At 58.2% G+C, this 21,558-nt stretch carries 20 protein-coding genes; 13 read left to right on the forward strand and 7 right to left on the reverse strand.

The features are described from left to right. Window positions 1-15 precede the first annotated feature (15 nt). From K0F75_RS00690 to K0F75_RS00715, 6 genes are all read left to right on the forward strand, one after another. Window positions 16-2,358, forward strand: coding sequence for a DUF1989 domain-containing protein (locus K0F75_RS00690; protein ID WP_219059849.1), 2,343 nt, complete (start codon window positions 16-18; stop codon window positions 2,356-2,358). 217 nt (window positions 2,359-2,575) lie between these two features. Beyond that, entirely contained in the window at window positions 2,576-4,255 is a 1,680-nt protein-coding gene (locus tag K0F75_RS00695) for an APC family permease (RefSeq protein ID WP_219059850.1), read from the forward strand. 181 nt (window positions 4,256-4,436) lie between these two features. Beyond that, complete coding sequence (locus tag K0F75_RS00700; protein ID WP_219059851.1) at window positions 4,437-5,477, forward strand: GGDEF domain-containing protein; 1,041 nt, start codon at window positions 4,437-4,439, stop codon at window positions 5,475-5,477. Between the two features lie 28 nt (window positions 5,478-5,505). Further along, window positions 5,506-5,667 (forward strand): DUF2986 domain-containing protein, encoded by a 162-nt coding sequence (locus K0F75_RS00705; RefSeq protein ID WP_219059852.1) that lies wholly within the window; start codon window positions 5,506-5,508, stop codon window positions 5,665-5,667. Between the two features lie 328 nt (window positions 5,668-5,995). Continuing rightward, entirely contained in the window at window positions 5,996-6,901 is a 906-nt protein-coding gene (locus tag K0F75_RS00710) for a LysR family transcriptional regulator (protein WP_219059853.1), read from the forward strand. Further along, entirely contained in the window at window positions 6,898-8,046 is a 1,149-nt protein-coding gene (locus K0F75_RS00715; RefSeq protein WP_219059854.1) for a YbfB/YjiJ family MFS transporter, read from the forward strand. Before K0F75_RS00710 ends, K0F75_RS00715 begins: the two co-directional genes overlap by 4 nt. 150 nt (window positions 8,047-8,196) lie before the next feature. On the opposite strand, the gene K0F75_RS00720 is transcribed toward K0F75_RS00715, so the two are convergent. Then, entirely contained in the window at window positions 8,197-8,637 is a 441-nt protein-coding gene (locus tag K0F75_RS00720; RefSeq protein WP_219059855.1) for a GNAT family N-acetyltransferase, read from the reverse strand. A gap of 263 nt (window positions 8,638-8,900) precedes the next feature. On the opposite strand from K0F75_RS00720, the gene K0F75_RS00725 reads away from it, so the two are divergent. Next, window positions 8,901-9,329, forward strand: coding sequence for a GNAT family N-acetyltransferase (locus tag K0F75_RS00725; protein WP_219059856.1), 429 nt, complete (start codon window positions 8,901-8,903; stop codon window positions 9,327-9,329). Window positions 9,330-9,430: 101 nt separating this feature from the next. Here the strand turns inward: K0F75_RS00725 and K0F75_RS00730 are convergent, their stop codons facing one another. Continuing rightward, window positions 9,431-9,820, reverse strand: a complete 390-nt coding sequence (locus K0F75_RS00730; protein ID WP_219059857.1) for a hypothetical protein — start codon at window positions 9,818-9,820, stop codon at window positions 9,431-9,433. Window positions 9,821-9,968: 148 nt separating this feature from the next. On the opposite strand from K0F75_RS00730, the gene K0F75_RS00735 reads away from it, so the two are divergent. After that, entirely contained in the window at window positions 9,969-10,121 is a 153-nt protein-coding gene (locus tag K0F75_RS00735; RefSeq protein ID WP_219059858.1) for a hypothetical protein, read from the forward strand. Next, entirely contained in the window at window positions 10,111-10,656 is a 546-nt protein-coding gene (gene thpR, locus K0F75_RS00740; RefSeq protein WP_219059859.1) for an RNA 2',3'-cyclic phosphodiesterase, read from the forward strand. Before K0F75_RS00735 ends, thpR begins: the two co-directional genes overlap by 11 nt. Window positions 10,657-10,722: 66 nt before the next feature. Here the strand turns inward: thpR and K0F75_RS00745 are convergent, their stop codons facing one another. Then, entirely contained in the window at window positions 10,723-11,127 is a 405-nt protein-coding gene (locus K0F75_RS00745; protein WP_219059860.1) for a VOC family protein, read from the reverse strand. Between the two features lie 263 nt (window positions 11,128-11,390). Here K0F75_RS00745 and K0F75_RS00750 point away from each other — a divergent pair, with 263 nt between their 5' ends. Then, complete coding sequence (locus K0F75_RS00750) at window positions 11,391-12,161, forward strand: phytanoyl-CoA dioxygenase family protein (RefSeq protein WP_219059861.1); 771 nt, start codon at window positions 11,391-11,393, stop codon at window positions 12,159-12,161. Between the two features lie 208 nt (window positions 12,162-12,369). Here the strand turns inward: K0F75_RS00750 and K0F75_RS00755 are convergent, their stop codons facing one another. Beyond that, on the reverse strand, window positions 12,370-12,990 hold the full coding sequence (locus K0F75_RS00755; protein ID WP_219059862.1) for a cell wall hydrolase: 621 nt from the start codon (window positions 12,988-12,990) through the stop codon (window positions 12,370-12,372). Between the two features lie 216 nt (window positions 12,991-13,206). Here K0F75_RS00755 and K0F75_RS00760 point away from each other — a divergent pair, with 216 nt between their 5' ends. Further along, window positions 13,207-14,058, forward strand: a complete 852-nt coding sequence (locus K0F75_RS00760) for a CAP domain-containing protein (RefSeq protein WP_219059863.1) — start codon at window positions 13,207-13,209, stop codon at window positions 14,056-14,058. Between the two features lie 15 nt (window positions 14,059-14,073). Here the strand turns inward: K0F75_RS00760 and K0F75_RS00765 are convergent, their stop codons facing one another. Both K0F75_RS00765 and K0F75_RS00770 read right to left on the reverse strand, forming a co-directional pair. Beyond that, window positions 14,074-14,796 carry a GNAT family N-acetyltransferase gene (locus K0F75_RS00765; protein WP_219059864.1) on the reverse strand — a complete coding sequence of 241 codons (723 nt, stop codon included), beginning with the start codon at window positions 14,794-14,796 and terminating at the stop codon, window positions 14,074-14,076. Window positions 14,797-14,990: 194 nt separating this feature from the next. Continuing rightward, complete coding sequence (locus K0F75_RS00770; RefSeq protein WP_219059865.1) at window positions 14,991-16,106, reverse strand: formylglycine-generating enzyme family protein; 1,116 nt, start codon at window positions 16,104-16,106, stop codon at window positions 14,991-14,993. A gap of 316 nt (window positions 16,107-16,422) precedes the next feature. Between K0F75_RS00770 and K0F75_RS00775 the strand changes: the two genes are divergently transcribed. Further along, window positions 16,423-18,909, forward strand: coding sequence for an arylsulfatase (locus K0F75_RS00775; protein ID WP_219059866.1), 2,487 nt, complete (start codon window positions 16,423-16,425; stop codon window positions 18,907-18,909). Window positions 18,910-19,190: 281 nt separating this feature from the next. After that, on the forward strand, window positions 19,191-19,910 hold the full coding sequence (gene pcsA / locus K0F75_RS00780; protein WP_219059867.1) for a phosphatidylcholine synthase: 720 nt from the start codon (window positions 19,191-19,193) through the stop codon (window positions 19,908-19,910). A gap of 11 nt (window positions 19,911-19,921) precedes the next feature. On the opposite strand, the gene K0F75_RS00785 is transcribed toward pcsA, so the two are convergent. Continuing rightward, on the reverse strand, window positions 19,922-21,340 hold the full coding sequence (locus K0F75_RS00785; protein ID WP_219059868.1) for a glycosyltransferase family 39 protein: 1,419 nt from the start codon (window positions 21,338-21,340) through the stop codon (window positions 19,922-19,924). Between the last annotated feature and the right edge of the window lie 218 nt (window positions 21,341-21,558).

Below are 21,558 nucleotides of genomic sequence, written 5' to 3' on the forward strand. Positions count from 1 at the left end.
TAAAGGAGCATCCACATGAGTGCACCGCGTGTTTCGCACCCGTGGGAACCGGGGTTGTTTGCCCGGGCGCCTGCGATTGAACGCTATCGGGTAGCCGGTGGCGGTCTGACGCTGATCGCCCTGGAACCCGGCGACACCCTGCAAGTGATCGACATCGAAGGGTTGCAACCCTGCGAGCTGCTGGCGTTCGACAGACTGGGGCGCACAACCCTGGCCGCGTTGGGGCTGGTGGCAACATGGGGGTGCCGCTTTATCGCGACGCAGCTCGCTGAACCCAGCCTGCAAACCCGACGCATTGTGCAAGCGTTGGGCAAGCGCGGCGTAGACCCGCATCGCCTTCCCGAATCAGCTTCGCTGTGGGACGAAGACTCACCTGCCGGGTACAGCCGCAGCTTCGTGGCGGGCGAAGCATTGTTGATCATCGTCGCTGCGCCGAGTGAGCCCGGCGCCGTCGATCTGCAACAGACGGCCAGCGAGCTGCGACTGATCGTGCAGCGGGCCAACCCCTCGTCGATTCTGGTCCCGCCCCCGCCCGAGCCCTTAGGTGAGCCGCTGCAGGAGTTCACCGTTCGCGCTGGCACTGCGCACAGCTACACCGTGCGCCAGGGCCAGTACATCCAGGTGCTTGATGTTGCCGGACGGCAATGCTCGGATTTCGTCGCCCTCAATCACCGGGCACTGGATCGTCGGCAAGAGCTGGACCTCGATCAAACCGTCACGCGGACCCTCAACGGTAACGCCTACCCCGCTCCGGGCCTGTTCGCCAAGTTTTTTGACCGGCAGATGCAGCCCATGCTGGAAGTGGTGCGCGACACCGTGGGCCGCCATGACTCCTTTGCCCTGGCCTGCGCCGCTCGCTACTACGAAAGTCACGGCTATTTTGGGCACGACAACTGCAGTGACAACATCAGTCGTGCGCTGGAATCCTTCGGGGTACAAGCCCGCAGCGGTTGGCCGGCCATCAACTTTTTCTTCAACACCGGGATCGATGCGCACCAGCAAATGACCCTGGATGAACCCTGGTCCAGACCGGGAGATTACGTTTTGTTGCGGGCCATGACAGATCTGGTCTGCGCCAGCTCATCGTGCCCGGATGACATTGACCCGGCCAACGGCTGGAACCCGACCGACATCCAGATTCGTGTCTATTCCGACAAGGAGCGCTTTTCTATCGCCATGGCCACTCGAAAAACTGCTGATGCCGACCCGACGCTGACCCGTGAGTCTGGCTTTCACTCTCGCACCAGCGCCCTCACCGGCAGCTTCACCGATTACCGCAACTGGTGGTTGCCGCTGCGCTATGACGGGTTCGGCGCCATCGATGAATATTACGGCTGCCGCGAACGGGTGGCGGTGATGGACCTGACTGCCCTGCGCAAATTCGAAATCATCGGCCCGGACGCTGAAGCCTTGCTCCAGTACTGCCTGACCCGCGACGTTCGGCGCCTGGCCATCGGCCAAGTGGTGTATTCGGCGATGTGCCACGAACACGGCGGCATGCTCGACGACGGCACCCTCTTGCGTCTGGGGCAGGACAACTTCCGCTGGATCTGTGGCGAGGATTACGCCGGGGTCTGGTTGCGTGAGCAAGCGCAGAAGCTCGGGATGAAAGTCTGGGTGAAGTCTGCCAGCGAGCAGATTCACAACCTCTCGGTGCAAGGGCCATTGAGCCGTGAATTGCTCAAACAAATGGTCTGGACTCCGGCCACTCAGCCGACCGTGGAAGCACTGGGCTGGTTCCGTTTCCTGGTTGGTCGGCTGGACGACTACGACGGTTGCCCGTTGATGATTTCCCGCACCGGCTACACCGGCGAGCTGGGCTATGAAGTCTGGTGTCAGCCACAGGACGCCGAGCGGGTCTGGGATCGCATCTGGCAACTGGGCGAACCGCTGGGCATCGTCCCGCTGGGCCTTGAAGCACTGGACATGCTGCGCATCGAAGCCGGGCTGATATTTGCCGGGTACGAATTCAGCGACCAGACCGATCCTTTTGAAGCCGGGATCGGCTTCAGCGTGCCACTCAAGAGCAAAACCGACGACTTCATCGGCCGCGATGCCCTGCTGCGACGCAGTGCCAATCCGATGCACAAGCTGGTAGGCCTGCAATTGAGTGGCAACGAAGGCGCGCATCACGGCGATGGCGTGTACAGCGGCCGCGCTCAGGTCGGCGTGGTCACCAGTGCCTGCCGCTCACCGTTGCTGGCCAGCAATATCGCGTTGTGCCGGGTGGATGTCGCCTGTGCCGACGTGGGCACAACGCTGCAAGTGGGCAAGGTCGATGGTTTGCAAAAGCGCATCGACGCTCAGGTCATGGCACCGATTTTCTACGACCCGGACAAAAGCCGGGTGCGCAGTTAAACGATAGAACACGTCACTGCAGCACCGAACACTGTTAATCGAACACTGTTACTGCGTTGCCAACCAGCGAGACCAAGAGTCTTTAAACAAGACCGCAAGCACTCGCTGACCGACACCCCTTACGTCCGCCGAATCCGCTGTTCCGGTTCGACGAAGGGGGTGCTGGCTCAACTTCCGACTGCCCCCGACAACTTTACTTACACATGGGATAACAGAGATGGAAGCGACTACGTTCGAGACCGTACCGCAGGAAGGCCAGACGGCCGGTAGCCTGCATCGCAAAATTGACTGGAGAGGTGCATTCTGGGTCGCCAGCGGCGTGCCGGCACTGGTCTTGTTCTCCATTGGTGCGATTGCCGCAACGGTGGGTAAACCGGCATGGATCGTCTGGATCGTTTCGATCCTGTTCGGCTTTATCCAGGCCTTCACCTACGCCGAAATCGCCGGATTATTTCCGCATAAATCCGGTGGAGCATCGGTCTATGGTGCCGTGGCCTGGGTGCGTTACAGCAAGCTGATCGCCCCTGTCTCGGTGTGGTGCAACTGGCTGGCATGGTCGCCGGTGCTGTCCATCGGCTCCGGGCTGGCGGCCGGCTATATCCTCACTGCGTTGTTTGCACCCGATGCACTGATCAATACCTGGCAGTTGACGCTGCTGGACCTGGGCTGGATCAAAAGCGGGCTGTCCCTGCGCCTGAACGCGACCTTCGTCGTGGGCGTGGTGATTCTGCTCGGGGTGTTCGCGGTGCAACACGGCGGCATTCTGCGCTCGGCGCGCCTGACCTTGATCCTCGGCGTCACCTCACTGATCCCGCTGCTGTTGGTCGGCGTGGTGCCGTTGCTGACCGGCGATGCCACCCACGCTAACTTCCTGCCGCTGTATCCCTTGGCTCACGATGCCGGCGGGCTGGTCATCGATGGCGCCTGGGACATTTCCGGTTGGTCGCTGATGGCCGGTGGCTTATTCATGGCCGCGTGGTCGACCTACGGTTTCGAGACCGCCGTGTGCTACACCCGCGAGTTCAAAGACCCCAAGCGTGACACCTTCAAGGCGATTTTCTATGCCGGTCTGCTGTGCATTCTGGTGTTCACCCTGGTACCCATGGCATTTCAGGGCAGCCTTGGTCTCGGTCAACTGGTCAGCGCGGCGGTGGTGGATGCCAACGGCGTAATCACCACCCCGGCGGTCTACAGCGGCCTGCTGTCCCCGGCGATCTACAGTGGCATGGGCGTGGGTCAGGCCATGGCCGACAGCATCGGTGGCGGCAAGCTTGTTGCCAATATCGTCCTGATCATGCTGATCCTCGCCACTTTGCTGGCGATCATGACCTCGATGTCCGGCTCGTCGCGCACCTTGTACCAAGCCTCCGTGGATGGCTGGCTGCCGAAATACCTGGGCCGCACCAATGAACACGGTGCCCCCACCGCAGCCATGTGGACCGACCTGTCGTTCAACCTGCTGTTGCTGCTGATGTCCGACTACGTGTTCGTCCTCGCGGCGTCCAACGTCAGCTACATTATCTTCAACTTCCTCAACCTCAACGCTGGCTGGATCCACCGCATGGACCGCCCGGACTGGGTGCGCCCCTACAAAGCACCCACCGTGTTGCTGGTCCTGGGTGGCGTACTGAGCTTCGTCAACCTCGCGTGCATGGGCCTTGGCGCCGACATCTGGGGCGCAGGCACCTTGTTCACCGGCGTGCTGCTGGCGCTGCTGATCATCCCGGTGTTCTTCTATCGGCACTACGTACAAGACAAGGGCCGCTTCCCCGCCGCCATGATGACCGACCTGTACATTCAGGCAGATGACGGCGCCAAACGCGCAGGCATATTGCCGTACGTGACGTTGGCTGCGGGTGTACTGGTGGTGTACTTCTGCCATCGGTTGGTGGCGTGAAGGACTGAGCAGTTGAACCTTGTGTGACGGGCGAAGAGACAGGCCTGGAAGTGCAATCTACGTACCGTAGATCAGCCTTCCGGGCCTGTTTTTTTATGCAAGACCCTGCTTGTTTTGTGAGTCGTCGCGGACAGCGGAACCTTGCTGTATATTCGCCAAAATAAACAACAACAGTGATGTTATGAGCCAATCAAAGAAGCGAGCGACTGCCCTGGCACTCTATCCAGAGGATACCCGCGAGGCGGCGGCCCTGCTGAAGCAAGCTGTACCTTTGATGGTGCGTCATAACATTGCGCCCAACCCCGTGCACTACGCCCTCTGGTACACCTACAGCAAGGGCCAGGAACCAGAACTCAATCGCCACCTGGATCGGGTTGTCCGAGACTTCGACTATTTCCCTCCGGAATCCGCGGCCAAGCTTTTTCGCGACTACATCATCCGCGACGAGCTGGAGGATGCCCGCATCGGGCAGCAACAAGCGATCAGTCTGGTAGACGGCATGGAGCGAGACGTTTCGCATCACGTGAAGGGCAATCTTAACTTTCAGGCCAGCCTCGGGCATTGCCTCGACATGCTTGATGAGCCGATCGATGAGCGATTGCCCGGCATACTCAGCGAGCTGCAACAGAGCACCCAGCTCATGCAGGATCAGCAAGCGCTTTTCCTGTCTCAACTGCATGCGGCTCAAAGTGAGATCAAAAACCTGCGAGACAAGCTTGAACGTGCCCAACTGGCCGCGACGCTGGACGGTCTGACCCAGGTGTTCAACCGAGACACCTTCACCCGGCTGCTGGAACAAGCGCTAAGCAACGCGCCCCAGACGGTGGCCTTGGTGATGCTGGATATCGATCACTTCAAACAATTCAATGACCAGTACGGTCACCCTCTAGGTGACCGCGTACTCCAACACGTCGGCCAGGTGCTACGGGACTCGCTTCCACCTCACGCCACGGCGGCACGCTATGGCGGTGAAGAATTCTGCGTCATCCTGAAGCAGTGCACCGATCTCGCCAGCGCCCATGCCTTCGCCGAGCAACTGCGCCTGAAGATCCAGTCATTACGGATCAAGGCCCGTAAAGCGGACAAAGTGCTCGACACTATAACGGCCTCCTTTGGTGTCGCCCTCTTCGAAGCGGGTGACACCCTGGAAAGCCTCGTCACGCGTGCCGATGACGCGCTTTACCAAGCCAAACGCAATGGGCGTAACCGAGTACACCGGTAATCAACCGTCGACGGACGAGTAGGAAAACATGAATCGTCGTAAGAAAATAAAGCAGTTATTAAATGCTCATGCCAAAAAGGCCAGTGCCAAATTGGCACCGCCAAGCAAGTCTAAATACATTAGTAAAGCTGACCGATTGAAACTAGCTGCTGAATCCAGTCATGACTCAATCATCTCCTCTGAGAGCTGATCTATGTCACTTAAGCACCACCGGAATTTATAAATCCGGTTGGTCTAGGCATTCCGAGGGCGCGGCCTAACAGTTCATTCAAGCTGAAGCCGCTTCTTAGCGATCCAACCATCCTGTCGTAGCCTAACCTACCCAAGTGGTGCTCCCGTTTCTGAACCTTGGCTTTGGGTAGATTTCAGCCGGTCGCAGCACGCAGAAATCGGCCAGAAGACTTGGCCGCGTGTGGGTGTTTACGGACGGTGGATTCCTGAGGGTTAGAGAATTTCCTTTCGATAATCTCATTTCGAGAATAATATTTAAAAGTTATTCTCTTTACGAGATCTTTAAAATGGATCATCAGTCCCTGGAAATCTACTGCTCGGTAGCTACTGAGCTGAGCATTACACGCGCTGCAAAGCAGTTAGGGCGTGTGCAATCGAACGTCAGCACCCGTATCCAGCAACTTGAGGAAGAACTGGGGGTAGCGCTTTTCCTGCGTGAAGGAAAACGCTTGAGTCTTACCGCTGAGGGCGAGCGCTTTCTCGGCTATGCCAACCGATTGCTGATACTCGCTGAAGAGGCTAGGCAGATGCTTAGTCCTCAGGCACCGCAGGGGATTCTGCGCCTTGGCAGCATGGAAAGCACCGCCGCCAGCCGCCTACCGACGCCATTGGCTGACTACCACAGCAAGTGGCCAAAGGTTCAGCTGCGAATCTCTACCGGCCCGTCACGGCCATTGCTGGACGCGGTTTGCAACGGGTTATTGGACTGTGCGTTGGTGGCATTACCAGGCGTGGGTGATGCCCTTTCCCCTCAAGACCTAGAAGCCATGAGCCTGATGGGCAAGACCGTGTTCCGTGAGGAGCTGTTGCTGCTACTGCCTGCCTCCCATCCGCCGGTCACTCGTCCCGACGATGTGGTTGTACGTTCGCTCGCGGCATTTGGCCAAGGCTGTAGCTATCGTGCGATTGCAGAAGACTGGCTCGCCGATACCACCGAACTGCAAAAAACCTCCATCGATATCCAAGAAATGGGTTCTTACCACGGCATGCTTGCCTGTGTAGTGGCTGGCAGCTGCGTCAGCCTGGTTCCCCGTAGCGTGTTGAAGTTATTGCGCGATCCGCCCGATGTTCAGACTCACCCAGTGATGAACGTGGATACCTGGCTAATATGGCGCCGCAATTTCAACACTCCCGCCTTCGCTGCGTTGCGCGACGTACTCACCTCCACGCAAGAGGAGTTCCGGGCGCCATGACAGCAGATCGATTTTTGGGTAACCAGCCCATGTTCGCTGCATTGGCGGCCGCCTTGGTGATGGCGGTTGGAATGGGTTTCGGGCGTTTTGCGTTCACCGGCATCTATCCAACTATGGTCGACGATGGCCTTCTCAACGTTCACGCGGGCAGCATCGCGGCCTCGGTTAACTATGGTGGCTACCTTCTCGGCGCACTGATGGCTGTGGGTATAAACAACAAACACGCCTACCGACTGTGCATCTGGATGCTGGCGGCCACGGTACTGTCGCTGGCCGCATTGTCGGTCGCCGATGGGATTTGGCTGATTATTTTTATTCGAGGACTGGCGGGGATATTCAGCTCTTTGGCGATGGTCGGGGCATCAGTGTGGCTGCTGCAAAACAAAGGCTACAGTCAGGGCGCACCATTGCTGTATGCCGGGGTGGGGGTGGGGGTATTGCTCTCTGCGGAAATATTGGCGGCCGGGCAGTTTTTTGGCTTCCACAGCCATGACCTATGGCTACTTCTGGCGGTGAGCGCTACCGCTTTGGCGGCCTTGGCGGTTGCCGGCCTGAGAGATCGTACTGCGACCAGAACCTCGATGCGCGTGCAGCCTTTGCCAGACGGCATGATGTCACTGGGCATCGGCAAACTGATCGTCATTTATGGCTTGGCGGGGTTTGGCTACATTATTACCGCCACCTTTCTGCCCTTGCTGGTCAGCAATGCAGTGGACACGCTCGCGCCTATTCATGTGTGGGCAGTATTTGGCTTGGGGGCCGTGCCTTCCTGCTTTTTATGGCAGAGCGTAGTGGCCCGATGGGGAACGCGCACTGCCCTCTTCACCAACTTGGCCGTACAGGCAATAGGTGTCGTGTTGCCCGTAATAAGCGCCTTGCCGGCAGCCTACCTGGCCAGTGCTTTGATCGTCGGTGGCACATTTATGGGAACAGTGACAATTGCTATGCCCGCTGCAAGTCGTATCGCTCGCACAGTGCAGTTCAACGTTCTGGCCGCCATGACCGCCGCGTATGGTGTCGGACAAATCGCCGGCCCCGTGGTGGCCAACTATCTGTTCGACTGGAGCCACTCGTTTTCTGCGCCACTAACCGTCGCGGGGATAGTGCTTTGGGTTGCGGCAATGTTGTGCATCAGGGTTCTCTAGCGGAATAAGGACGTGGTGTGGGTTGATGCACACCAACCGCTGATCACCAAGCTGGCGGGTTTCACGCAGGAACGCAGACCTAAAATTCGTGAATACGTTTACACACAGCCCGGGCTGATTCAGTCAGAAGGCTAGAAAACACAGGCAGTCTCAGGCCAGCCGTTTCAAAAAGTGATGGCAGGAAATCTGATAGTGACGCTGCATGTAGAGTCGATGAGCTGCACTCCTGTCCGTGCCGACCCCGGAGTCAAGATGCACGGCCGAGCAACCCAGGCGCACGGCTTCAGCCTCAGCCCAATCAAGTAATTTTGAGGCATGGCCTTTTCCACGCCACTGAGGCAGTGTCGCAATGTCCACGATATAGAAAGACTTTCCTAACCAGAGAGAAAACTGAATCCGATAGCTCAGTACGCTTACCGCTGAGGTTGAACCTTCTTCCCAAAGCCCGACAAGGTTGTAGCCATTGGGGCGAAGTAACTCGTCGATTGTCGAAATAATCTCAGCCGGTGAGTATCGCGGCCACAATTCACATAAGGCCGCCGCTGCCTGGTTTGTGTCAGCGGCACTTATTGGATTAATGGTGAACGACATAAAACTCTCCTTGGGTAATTCACGTCGGGCGACTCAGTTGTCGTCAACCCTAATGGCTATTGATGCATGAGCGCAACCTGCTGGAAAGTTGCAGGGCGAATATCAGTTGCGAGGGGGATTAGTCGTGCCGGCCGATCAATCCATTGAAGATTGTGTGATGTAACAGTTAGTCGCCGTAGTCGTCGCGCAAGCAGCATCGCCAGCCAACGATTACAATCATGCAGCGTATTAATTTCAGCTGACAACACCGCACGGGAGAGCTTATGACCGATACCCCTTACTGTTTCAGCTTAGGCGCTGATGCCGAGGCCATGGCTGTGGTGCGCCAAGGTCTGGAACGCTTCAATGTGGAGCAGATCGGGCCCTATGCCTACGAGGACTTTCAACTCTATGCCCGCGATAGCGGCGGCCAGATAATAGGAGGCATGTTCGGCCATTTCGGGATGGGCTGGCTCTACATTGACTATCTTTGGTTGAACGATACCCTGCGCAGCCATGGCCTAGGCGGCAAGTTATTGAAGAGAGCAGAGGAGGAAGCGCAACGTCGGGGTTGTAAGGGATTGTTTCTCTACACCTACAGCTTCCAGGCGCCCGACTTCTATCAGAAGCAGGGCTTCCAGATAATGGGCGTGCTGGAAGACTGCCCGCCCGGACATCAGCGTTACTACCTGAAAAAAACACTCAAGGAGTAAGGCTATTAGTCCGGTTTATCGATCCTGGGGAAACGGGGTAGATCTACTTTCCATAGCCTGAGCGTCAGCGTTGGGTGGATATCTACCCGTAACGCGCGCCCTCAGCCAATCCCGTGGTCGTCAGGATGTCGCGACGGCACCAGGGTCGGGCTACGATCGCACAAGCTGATCACCAGCCGCGCCACCAGGTCATGCAAGATGATGGTGTGGCGGTTGCCCGCAGTTTCGTAGTGCTGCTTGATCTTGGCCTTTAGCTCCCGATCACCGCTGACTTCAACCAGGATATCCACCTCGCCAACGGCCTCGACCATCGCTATCGGGTCCGAAAAGCAAGGGATCTGGTGCTCGCGGGCCAGGGTCATCCCGATGGAGTTGGGATCGAGGTCCGCGACACCGAGAACCTGAATGTAGTCATACTGCAGCAGTTCACGCAGCAACGGTGAGCCGGTACGGCCTGCGCCGATCACGGCGATGCTGATGTTTTGCGACATGTGGGCAAACTCCTTTTCCGAATGACACGCCATGATGGCTTGAAGCCAGCATGCTAACAGCTTTGCCCTGAATACAGACATGCAGCACAGCGTCGCAGGCGTACGGCCCTCCCCGCTGAACTGAACTCAGACCTCACAGGATTTGGAAATGACTGAGCAACACGTACTGCCCCGTATCGAACAGGACAGCATGAACCGCAGCGAGGTTGAGGCGGTGATTCACAGCTACGGCTTGCCGGTGTGCTTCGCCGGTGGCAGCCAAGCCAAACTGCGACCTGGAGGGGCAAGGCATGGGTCATGAAGCTCGTGAGCAAGGCGAACCGCTCAAGCGTCTTTTTTTCGCCCTGCCCTGCGCAGATGCACAACGTCGAGCCATAGCCCAGTGGCGGCGCGCTCTTGAGCTAAGCAGCGGACGCCCAGTGCCAGCGGAAAATTTTCATTTGACGCTGATGTTTCTGGGTTCTGTAGCCGTGAGCCAAATCCCGGACATCTGCGCCGCTGCCGCACGGGCTCGAACGCCAGGTCAGCCTTGGACTGTACCTCTCGACCGCCTGGATGTATGGCACCAATCCAACGTTTTATTACTCGCTCCAGCGCAGCCACCAACGGCCTTACGCCAGCTGGTCTATGCCCTGCAACAGGCGCTGCTACCGCTTGGGTTTGTGGAAGCCACCCGGGAGTTTCGCCCTCACCTGACCTTGATGCGGGACTATCGAGCACCCGTCCCTGAGTCCAATACGCAACCAGACTTTCACCTAAGTGCCAGACACCTCACCCTGTTCGAATCGCACAAAGGCCGCTATCGACCGCTGGCCGAGTGGCCTCTGGTTTCGTAGTCACTGAATAAGCGACAGCAGACACGCCCACAATTGAATAGGACCAAGTCCCGTCGCGGCCCAAGGCTAAGACTGCGGGTGCTGCCAACTCTTGAACACGACCTCAATGCTGTAGCCGTCGGGGTCGAAGATATTGGCGGCGTAGTAGCGCGGGTCGTAATAAAGGCGAGCACTCGGTTTGCCGTTATCGGTAGCACCTGCCCCGATGGCAGCTTCATAGAATGCGTTAACCTCGGTTTCGCTGTTGGCGACAAAGCCAACATGAACGGCCCGGCTGTCCGCCCTACCCAGTCTTAGCCAGAAGAAAACTCGACCGTCTCGGCCAAATCCCTTTAAATCCGGATGCCCCTCCGGGCCCATCGCACCGTCATAGTCGACGACATGCTTGATCCCGAGGCTCGCAAGGGACTTTTCGTAGAAATCGATGGACCTGTCGAGGTCGCTTACTGAAATAAAAACGTGGTCTAGCATGGGGATTACCCTCGGTTGCTGTATCTCGTCGCAATCGCCGTATCGCTGACAATGCTCGGCACTCAGGCTGCCGGCTTCAACATAACGATACCGCCGCGTAACCCGCAGTATTATCGGAAAAACCTCCTGGCTGTTTCTGCCACCTTTTCAAGTGAGCGACCCATTATCGTGAAAAAGTAATAGTCGGAGGACGCGAGCCTGGCGAAGTACCCCCCTCAGTGCCAGTATGAGTTGGAGTTATCTGCGTTTGTCGGGGGCGCAACATGACCACCACAGCGATCTTGTCATCACTGACCGCCGGCCGTCTTGGGACGTTGCACCGAGAGGGTTTCGTACTGCTGCCCGGAGTGCTGGATGGTTCGCAAATAACCACGCTGCGCAATGCTATCGACTGCCTTGACCCGCAGCATTGGGACTACAGCGGCCTGCTCGACCATTACAAGTGCGTGTTCAACCGCGACCCGTTGTGGCTGCCGTTTCTCGACCTGAGCGGGATCATCGAACTGGCCGAGGCTGCTCTCGGAACCGATTGCCACATCATCGGCCAGACCGCCTGGCGCTGCCATCCCGGCTTCGTCGGCACCAAACTGCATCTGGACTACCTGGTGATGGAGCTGCCGCAAAACCTGCTGGCCGACCCCACCTTCGAGTTGCCGATGCAGATTTGCACCGCGCACCTCTACCTCGACGATATTGATGCAGACCTCTGCCCCACTCGGGTGATACCTGGCAGCCACCGGGCCGGGCGTCCGCCGGCTGACGGCGAAAACCACTGGCAGGGCTGTTCTGCGCAGCCGGTGCTGTGCCGGGCCGGGGACGTACTGATGTTTCGCAGCGAACTGTGGCACGCAGGGAGTAACAACCAAACCCTCGACCGCACGCGCTACCTGTTGCAGGTGCACTACGGCCGGCGCATGGTGGCGCAGAAATTCGCGCCCTATCTGCACTGGCGCTTCAACCCCATAGTGTTGGCGACGGCCTCGCCACGTCAGCGGCGGCTGTTGGGAGAGCATCAGGAAGCGGAATACGATTGACCCGTTGGGGCTCTCGCAAGCCAGTGTTATTCGCTCGGTGAATCAATAAAGTTTGACTGCCTGGATACAGGTCCCGCCGAGATTTGGTACCACGCCTACGGGCTGGAGATCAGCGATGCTACGCGCAGCGTTTTGCTCGCGCTTTACACTGATAGTGGCCGATGCGCCCCTTTAGCTACCACGGATAAACGCACGCCAGATTGAAGGCCTATCGCGCTGTACCGTCGTGGGGCTTATAGAAGAGAAACTTCCCGGTCTCGGCTGTCTTGATGTATTCCTTGGCCCAGTCGGGCGACACGTTCTTGCCGTGGAAATACATAGCGCCGTGGGTTCGGTCCGTCAGTTGCTGGTTGAGCGCTTTTCGCGCTATGTCCTTGGCAATCGCGTAAGGGGCGTCCTCTTCTGCCTGATCCGAACGCCCATCACACCACCACGAAAACTGACAGGCATGCTTTTCAGAGCCTTGCTTGACCACCGCGCACACCGTATCTGGAAAACCCTCATGGCCAAGTCGGTTCATGACAACGCTGGCGACGGCTTCCATGTCGGCAGAGGCCCCACCTTTGGCTTCCCAGTAAATGGAGCGTGCAAGACAGGTAATTGCATCGTCCAAAGGTGCTTTTCCTACCGGATCGACCGCCTGCGCTTCAGGTTGTGTGATGGCCTCGGCCTTGGGCGCAGGTGTCGTGCTCCCCTTCTCTGCAGCTTTCTGCTCCAGGACCTGCGCTTTGCCCACAGCCACTTCCTTATTTTGCGCCTGGTCAGCCGCGATCGCCGGACCTATGAGAAGGGCTATTGCGAGGCAGGCTGCTATCCCTTTGAGGCGCATGGTCGAACCTTCTGACGGAACCACTCTGTAGTGCATCGATGGGTGCGCCCTGTTTGCGACTTCGCTTTATTGTAGTCGTCAAATCATTCCAGCAGCGTGTGTCAACACACTAAGCGTCATGCGTACCAAACGATTTTCGGTCCGGCGTGAAAAGGCATTGCGCTGGGTGGGGCGAAATCGCGCATCATGGCCGCAGTCAGTTCAAGAGAGACTTCCATGCGCCTCCTATCATCCGCTATTCGTCTTGCCGCATTTTCGCTGGGGCTGGTGTTCGCCGCCACTGCCGTGGCGACCGAGGACACCCAACTGGTCGAGTCGATCAACGCTTACCGCAGCCAGGGGCAGCGCTGCGCGGGCCAGGCGTCCCAGGAGTTACCGCCGCTAGCATCCGATCCGCGTTTGGTCCTGCCCGCCAACAGTGTCGGGGACTTGCAGCAGGCGCTGGCGCGGGCGACTTATCCGATGGTCAACGTGCAGGCGATCAGCCTGTCCGGACCGCGTGATGCGCAGTCGGCCATGACGGCGGTGCGGGAGAGCTTTTGCCAAGTCGTGCTGGACCCGCAATTCGTCGATATCGGCGTGAGCCGAGAGGGACGTGAGTGGCGCATCGTTCTGGCGCGTCCGCTGTTGGCTGGGCGCTTGGGCGACTGGCAGGCGGAAGGACAGAAGCTCCTCGAAATGATCAACACCGCACGCACGCAGCCGCGCCAGTGTGGCACCCAATCCTTTGCCGCCACGACGCCACTGGCCTGGAACGCGATGCTCGCGACGGCGGCCGAGAACTATGCCCGGGCCATGGCCAACAACAACTTCTTTGATCATAAAGGCCGCGATGGCCGCACACCGGGCGACCGGGCTGAACTGGCAGGCTACGTCGGCCAGCAGATCGGCGAGAACATCGCCGCCGGGCAGGACGTCGCGCGCAAGGTGGTCGATGGCTGGCTGGCCAGTTCCGGTCACTGCGCCAACCTGATGAACCCACAGTTCCGCGAGCTGGGCGCAGCCTATGCGGTTGATCCGAAGAGTGATGCGGGGATTTACTGGACGGCTATGTTCGGCACGCAGTGAGTGCCTGAACACATCCTAGAGCATGCGTGGGCCGCGCCCGTTATTGTGCACTGAGGCCTCTCCAAGACGCTCCAGCACAAAGGCCTTCGCGTGACGTGTCATCTGGTCGAGATGCCGGTCGCGCTGCTTCTCGGCATCCATCATCGCCTTTTTTCCATGTTGCTGAAGCAGATAAGTATGTATCTGCCGCACCTCCACAGATTTATAAATAGGCGCGACATCCAGCACCGCCAACAGGCTGTCCGTACCGTGGTCACGGGTGTTCATGAGCACCTGGGGACCGCGCACGCCCACAACCTGAAACCCCATCGACTCGAAATGCGGAACCTTGGCAACGAAGCAGGCCAGCTCGGCATGAGGGTATCGACCGACCATTTCCTGCAGCATCGCGCGCGCAACACCCCGACGTCGGTGGCTTGCCTGCACAGCCATATAGGCCACTGCGCAGGCTTCGGGATCGTCCTTCACGGGCAGATACAGCAAGAAGCCGACGACTGCGGAAGGGTCCTGAGCATCCGACGCTACGATCAACTCGACCGGAATACCTTTGGAGCCGTCCATAGCGTCCAGATAGAGATGAACCTCGTATCCGATACCGTATTGATACAGGTTGTAGAGAGGATTGCTCGGTGCGATCGCCACCATGCTGATGTCGGTTACGTAATCGACGACCATCTGCAAAATCTGGCTTTTGATGGGCTCGGGCGGCGGGGTTTCAAAGAGGGTGATGGTGGACATTACGTATCTGACTCCGGGACTAAGGCGTGCCCGTGACTTGAAAGATCAGCGCCGGGCGGGCTCATCATAACGTGTCTTCACGCTAACAAAGTGTTGCGCGGCTTGCCCTCTGCCCTCCCCTAGCCGCCAGAACGTCGGGGCGGCGCTACCGCGCTGATAAACCGCTATACCTTCTTCGCGCCTGCGTATCGCATTCAGCGGTTTTTTCCCCATTGATCATTACTCATCGCCAAGCGAAACCCGAGGTGCGACATGGCATTCATCGGATCCGCCCCCTGCCTGGCGCTGGTTCGAAAGCTCGTGCAGTAGCTGTCACTGCAAAGAAAAGATCCACCGCGAATCACACGCTGCGGTGCATTGGCTGTTACCCCGAGTGCCGGGTCATAACTCTGGAGCGGACCCATCGGGTTAAACGATACTTCGCCAGCCGGCTGAAGCTTGAGCCCTACTCTGAACGCATCAGCGCGATACCAATCGGCGATCCACTGCCAAACGTTCCCTGACATGTCGTACAGCCCATAAGCGTTGGGCTTGTAACTGCCTACAGGCTGGGTGCCAATCTTGAATTTATTGCGGGACCCTGTAACAGGGAACGGTTGTACCTCATTCCAGGTATTGGCCATCTTTTCGCCGCCCGGCGTGAAATCACTCCCCCATGCATAGTCCGCTTGTTCCAGCCCGCCTCTTGCGGCGTATTCCCATTCAGCCTCGGTCAGCAGGCGCTTGTGTGCCCACTTTGCGTACGCCTCTGCATCCTCATGTGAAACCTGAACGACCGGATGGGTTTCCTTGCCTTCGATTGTACTGTCGGGGCCAGACGGATGGCGCCAGTCAGCCCCCTGGACAAACGCCCACCACTGGCTGAAATCATTCAGGGGGATTGGCCTGTCTGCGCCCACAAAAACCAATGCCCCGGGCACCATGACGCTGTCATCCGGTTCTGGCGTACCAGGTGGTAGCTGTACTTTCAGATCATCCCATTTGGGTTTGCGTTCGGCGGTGGTCACATAATGTGTTTCAGAAATAAAACGGGCGTAATCTGCGTTGGTAACGTCGTTGCGGTCAATCCAATAACCATCGAGTCGAACCTTATGGGCCGGCCCCTCATTGGGTCGCGCCTTCTTATGATCGCTCCCCATCAAGAATTCACCGGGAGGAATCCAGACCATATCCAAAGGGCCATTTTTCCCATCACCCAGCGTCAAAGACGATGGACCACGAATGTACTGATTCACAGCAAAAGCCAGGCAGGCAGACACTACCCCGACTGCGATTATGGCAATGCTCCAGCGCCGTTTCCTGACAAGCATTTGTGCGCCCCTTGGTTTCCTTCAGGCTGAGGTCATTGCTCAGCCTTTCTGACGTCAGGATCAGTTATAGACACCGTACCTCTCTTGTCAAAGGCCATACGGGTTACAGACAGCGCCAGAACTTCAGCGCCAGCGAGCCGCACGGCGAGATTGATCAGGCTTACGGCTGTCGGTTAAAACAGGACAACCCGAGCCAAATTTGAACCAAAAGCTATCATCAGCCTGAGCAGTAACCGACACGTAGCGGCGCATGCCCGCACCGGAGCACATGATGAGTGTCCCTCGTTCAACCTCAGCTCGGCGAACTGTCCACCCCTTGCTACGATGCCTCGCCCTTGGCCTCGGTGTATTCATCGGCTGCGCACACGCCGATCAACTCAATGGCCCCCCCGGCGCAACCAGCACCACCCGAGTGATTTCAGGGCAGCAGCTACCCGCGCCCGACCTGCCGTTCGAGGGCTCGATCACGGACATCGCGCAAAGCTCAAAACCCTACTGGCCGGCGACGATAGTCCCGCCCAAGGGCGCGCCGAATGTGTTGCTGATAATCACCGACGACGCCGGCTATGGTGTGTCCAGTACCTTTGGCGGGGTGATCCCGACGCCGAGCATGGATCGCATCGCGGCCAACGGCCTGCGCTTCAACGACTTCAACTCTACCGCACTGTGCTCGCCTACCCGCGCAGCGCTCATTACCGGACGCAACCATCACTCGGTCGGCTTCGGGACTGTTTCAGAAGCCGCCACCGGCTATCCCGGCTATGACAGCGTCATTGAAAAGGACACGGCGACTGTCGGCCGCATACTGCAGGAGAATGGGTACCACACCTCCTGGTTCGGCAAGGATCACAACACTCCCGCCTTCCAGGCCAGCCAGGCCGGCCCCTTCGATCAGTGGCCAACCGGCATGGGCTTTGAGTACTTCTACGGTTTTGTCGGTGGTGACACCAATCAGTGGCAACCCAATCTGTTCCGCAACACCACACCGATCTATCCGTTCGAGGGCAAGCCCGGCTGGAACCTGACCACGGGGATGGCCGACGATGCGATCGACTACATGCAACGCATGAACGCGCTGACGCCGGACCGACCGTTTTTTGTCTACTACGCGCCCGGCGGCACCCACGCGCCGCACCACCCGACGCAGGAGTGGATCAAGAAAGTCAGCGACATGCACCTCTTCGACGGCGGCTGGAACCAGCTGCGCGAGACCATTTTCGCCAACCAGAAGAAGCTCGGCGTGGTCCCGCCGAACACCCTGCTGACTCCTTGGCCAAAAGATCTGCTGCCCGAATGGGACAGCCTGAGCGCCGACCAGAAGAAGCTGTATATCCGCCAGGCTGAGGTGTTCGCCGCTTATGAGGCCTACACCGACCACGAGATTGGCCGGGTGATCCAGACTGTCGAGGATATGGGCAAGCTGGACAACACCCTGATCATCTATATCACTGGCGACAATGGCACCAGCTCTGAAGGCCAGATGTTCGGTACACCCAACGAAGTCGCCATGTTCAACGGCGTGCAAATACCGGTCGAGTTGCAGCTGAAGAAATTCTATGACGCCTGGGGCACCGACCAGACCTATAACCACATGGCCGCTGGCTGGGCCTGGGCCTTCGATGTGCCCTTCACGTGGGTCAAGCAGGTAGCTTCGCACATGGGCGGCGTGCGCCAGGGCATGGCGATTTCCTGGCCTGCGCGGATCACTGACAAGGGCGGCATCCGCTCCCAGTTCCACCACGTCATCGACATCGTACCGACCATCCTGGAGGCCGCCGGCATCAGTGCGCCAAAGCTGGTGAATGGCATTGTCCAGAAACCGATCGAGGGCACCAGCCTGCTCTACACCTTCGACAAGGCCAACGCCGAAGCGCCCTCTACCCACAAGACCCAGTACTTCGAGATGATGGGCGACCATGCTCTCTATCACGACGGCTGGATCGCCAGTACCAAGGTCGTGCGGGCACCGTGGGACATGACCGCCAAAGCAACCGATCCGATGAAGATGGAATGGGAGCTGTACAACCTGAACGAGGACTACTCGCAGTCCACCGATCTGGCGACGCAACATCCCGAAAAGCTCAAGCAGATGCAGGCCATGTTCATGGACGAGGCACGCAAGTATCAGGTACTGCCGCTGGATACCTCGGTACTGCCACGGATGATCGCCCCGAGACCGAGCATTACAGCCGGGCGCAATATGTTCACCTGGACCCATCCGCTGATTGGTACGCCCAATGGTGACGCGCCGAGCGTGCTGAATACCTCCTACACCTTCACTGCCGAGGTGGAGGTTGCGCAAAACGGCGCCGAAGGCATGCTGATCACCCAAGGCGGACGCTTCGCCGGCTACGGTTTCTATGTCCTGAAGAGTAAACCGGTGTTCTTGTGGAACCTGATCGATCTGGAGCGAGTGCGCTGGGAAGGTGCCGACGCACTCACGCCGGGCAAGCATGTGCTGGAGTTCGACTTCAAGTACGACGGCCTGGGCGCCGAGACGCTGGGGTTCAACAATTTCTCCGGTGTCGGTCGCGGCGGTATGGGCACCCTCAAGGTAGATGGCAAGCTGGCGGATCAACACAAAATGGACCACAGTTTGCCCTTCACCCTGGCATGGGACGAAAGCCTGGATATCGGCTCTGACACCCTCACAGGGGTCAACGACGCCGATTATCTGCCGCCGTTCACCTTCACCGGCAAGCTGAACAAGATCACCCTGAAGATCGACCGGCCTCAGCTAAGCAAAGCCGATATCGAGAAACTGGAGCAAGCCCAGCGCGCCATCGAAAGCGGCAAAGAGTAAGGCCCGAGGTCGAAAGCGAACCGCAGGAGACCTTTCGATCGGCTTCCCTTGAGGCCACGCCATCGTTGTAGAGTTTTTTGTTTGCCGCTCGCAGCCACTGCGAGCAACACAGCTTAGAAGTACTGTCCTGCCAAGCCACAAAGTGAGTCGCAGCCCCAAATACGTCTTGCCGGTGAACCTTATCACCGGATATCCGGTCGATAGTTGCAACCTAGCTAGGTTTTCCAGTGACCCCGTCGAGGGTGGTCACTGGACTGCTTTACTTCCTGGAGAACGTCCCCGTGATATCGACTCTACGCATAGCCAGACTCAAAGCATGGGGCGCCCATGGTTTTACCGCCACCGGCGTGGTCACTGCCTTTTTGGCGACCATCGCATTATTCGAAAATCAGCCTAAAGCCTGCCTGCTGTGGCTAGGCGTCGCCCTGATAGTGGATGGACTGGACGGTGCGCTGGCCCGTAAGGTCAATGTCCAGTCCGTACTGCCGGGTTTCGACGGGTCCGTCCTGGATCTTGTCATCGACTACCTGACGTATGTATTTATCCCGGCCCTGTTCATCTATCGCTATATCCCGCTACCGGACTACACCCTGCTGCTGACCATATCGCTAATCCTGGTCTCGTCACTCTTTTGCTTCTGCAACGTAAACATGAAGAGCAAGGACAACTACTTTCAGGGCTTCCCGGCAGCGTGGAACGTTGTCACCCTGTGTCTTTACATTATTTCCCCGACGCCCTGGCTAACGCTGATCACCATTATCGGGTTGGCGCTATTGACCCTAACCCGGATCAAGTTCCTTCACCCCTTCCGCGTCCGTCGATTCATGCCGATCAACATTGCAGTGACCTCCATTTGGCTGCTGTGCAGCCTGTCGCTGGTTATGAACCATCCCGACAGCAACCCGATGGTGATGGGGCTGTGGCTCACGATGTCAGCCTATTTTTTGGGTATCTGCGCCTGGCGCACGTCAGTGGAGTGGCTCGACAGTTCGCGGGTATGAAGAGCGCGGGATCAGCGGCAGTGGGCCCCCAACTGGATGAGAAGCGCTGAGCGGTGTGGTTTCAAATACGGCTCAATCTCGCCCAGTTTGCACGATGCCAGGCCCAGCAATTCTTGCGCCAAGGGTTGCTGCACGAACAGTAGCCCCGGTGACTCGCTTTTTCTTTGCACCTCTTCAATCGTGAGTGGCACAACCGGACGCCCCATGTAATAGACCAACCGAATATCCGGTTCACCCACACTGTAGGCATTTTGACCAGGGTGCTCGGCCGACAGGGTGGCGATTTGTTCGAGGCCGTCGACCCGATAAGCCAGTGCACGCGACTCGATGAACACGTAAAACACTAAAAATCCGGCCAGCATCACGTATGGAACAATGGCGAGGCAAACTCGCCAGCGTCCCTTGGTATCTTCAAACAACGCCGCCCAGTGCAGGGCCAGCAGTAGCGCGATAGCCGGGTAAGTCGGCAACAGATATTTGGCATGCTTTTCGGTGAAAAGAGAAAAAACCAGCAATGGCAGCAGACTGCAGCACAGCAGCATGGCCGCCTCGCGACGCTCGCGAATCAGCGCCCAGAATTTCCGAGGCTGCACGAACACAATCAACCAGAATGGAAAGAAGTCTCCGGCCAGGTACTGCAGATAGGCGTACCAGGACTCAGCACCCTGCCCGTCGATTTTTTTCACGATGTCTTCGTTAATGATCGACGCCCAGATACCCCAACCCAGCGTCAGAGACACCGCCACATACCAGGAACTGCCCACCACAGCGGCGACCAACCAGCCCCAGCCATCACATAAGTAGGCCTTGGCCCTGGCGTCTCGATAGATCAAGGCATAGGCCAGAATAGGCGCCGTCACCCACAACAGGCAGACCGGCCCCTTGGTCAACAGCGCACAACCCAGAAGCGCGTAACTGAGTCGGCTCCAACCGACTCGTCCCTGGTTGAACACATACTGCCAAGCTGCCATCAAGGAACCAAAACACAGCAGGGTCAACAGCATCTCAATTTCCGAGCGGCGTGCAAACAGGCTGAACCCCGCGTTTGCGGCCAGAAATACTGCGGCGAACAAACCTGCCTGCCGCCCTCCCTGCTTAGCTCCATACAGATAGGCTCCGACACAACACAATGTCGCAGACAGCGCCGATGGCAGGCGAACGCTCCACTCGGACAAGCTGCCCAGCGCGGCGGTCGAAATAAGGCTTATCCAATAAAAAAACGGCGGCTTGGACAGGTACAGCTCACCGTTCATGTAGGGCAAAAGCCAGCCCCCCGCTGCGCGCATCTCACGCACGGTGACTGCTCGACGAGCTTCGTTGACACTGAGAAATGGCACGTTGCCCAGCCCCCAGAAAAACAGAAGCACAATGGCGACAGCAGCGATCAAGTTGATGTCTCGGGCCGACAAACGACTGATGCTCAACTTCATTCGGGGCTCTCCACGTATGCCGGCAGAGCGGCCTTCGATTTAGTGAGCAGGCACACCCGATTGGGCTTGCCCCTGTTTTTTCAGGCACATCCGAAGGACTCCTTTCGGCTGATTTTAGCAATCGTCAACGCCCGCGGCCAAGTCAGCCGAGGCTAGAGGGGCCGCAGTGAAGACGCTGAATACCCAAGGCCCGCATTACGGGCCTTGGCTTATTGGGG

Source organism: Pseudomonas sp. UMAB-08, from assembly GCF_900095225.1.
In the GTDB taxonomy this organism is placed as follows: Bacteria; Pseudomonadota; Gammaproteobacteria; order Pseudomonadales; family Pseudomonadaceae; genus Aquipseudomonas.

Excerpts from the sequence above, each read along its gene's own strand:
- K0F75_RS00690 (WP_219059849.1), top strand. The coding sequence starts at position 16 with ATGAGTGCACCGCGTGTTTCGCACCCGTGGGAACCGGGGTTGTTTGCC.
- K0F75_RS00695 (WP_219059850.1), top strand. The coding sequence starts at position 2,576 with ATGGAAGCGACTACGTTCGAGACCGTACCGCAGGAAGGCCAGACGGCC.
- K0F75_RS00700 (WP_219059851.1), top strand. The coding sequence starts at position 4,437 with ATGAGCCAATCAAAGAAGCGAGCGACTGCCCTGGCACTCTATCCAGAG.
- K0F75_RS00705 (WP_219059852.1), top strand. The coding sequence starts at position 5,506 with ATGAATCGTCGTAAGAAAATAAAGCAGTTATTAAATGCTCATGCCAAA.
- K0F75_RS00710 (WP_219059853.1), top strand. The coding sequence starts at position 5,996 with ATGGATCATCAGTCCCTGGAAATCTACTGCTCGGTAGCTACTGAGCTG.
- K0F75_RS00715 (WP_219059854.1), top strand. The coding sequence starts at position 6,898 with ATGACAGCAGATCGATTTTTGGGTAACCAGCCCATGTTCGCTGCATTG.
- K0F75_RS00720 (WP_219059855.1), bottom strand. The coding sequence starts at position 8,637 with ATGTCGTTCACCATTAATCCAATAAGTGCCGCTGACACAAACCAGGCA.
- K0F75_RS00725 (WP_219059856.1), top strand. The coding sequence starts at position 8,901 with ATGACCGATACCCCTTACTGTTTCAGCTTAGGCGCTGATGCCGAGGCC.
- K0F75_RS00730 (WP_219059857.1), bottom strand. The coding sequence starts at position 9,820 with ATGTCGCAAAACATCAGCATCGCCGTGATCGGCGCAGGCCGTACCGGC.
- K0F75_RS00735 (WP_219059858.1), top strand. The coding sequence starts at position 9,969 with ATGACTGAGCAACACGTACTGCCCCGTATCGAACAGGACAGCATGAAC.
- thpR (WP_219059859.1), top strand. The coding sequence starts at position 10,111 with ATGGGTCATGAAGCTCGTGAGCAAGGCGAACCGCTCAAGCGTCTTTTT.
- K0F75_RS00745 (WP_219059860.1), bottom strand. The coding sequence starts at position 11,127 with ATGCTAGACCACGTTTTTATTTCAGTAAGCGACCTCGACAGGTCCATC.
- K0F75_RS00750 (WP_219059861.1), top strand. The coding sequence starts at position 11,391 with ATGACCACCACAGCGATCTTGTCATCACTGACCGCCGGCCGTCTTGGG.
- K0F75_RS00755 (WP_219059862.1), bottom strand. The coding sequence starts at position 12,990 with ATGCGCCTCAAAGGGATAGCAGCCTGCCTCGCAATAGCCCTTCTCATA.
- K0F75_RS00760 (WP_219059863.1), top strand. The coding sequence starts at position 13,207 with ATGCGCCTCCTATCATCCGCTATTCGTCTTGCCGCATTTTCGCTGGGG.
- K0F75_RS00765 (WP_219059864.1), bottom strand. The coding sequence starts at position 14,796 with ATGTCCACCATCACCCTCTTTGAAACCCCGCCGCCCGAGCCCATCAAA.
- K0F75_RS00770 (WP_219059865.1), bottom strand. The coding sequence starts at position 16,106 with ATGCTTGTCAGGAAACGGCGCTGGAGCATTGCCATAATCGCAGTCGGG.
- K0F75_RS00785 (WP_219059868.1), bottom strand. The coding sequence starts at position 21,340 with ATGAAGTTGAGCATCAGTCGTTTGTCGGCCCGAGACATCAACTTGATC.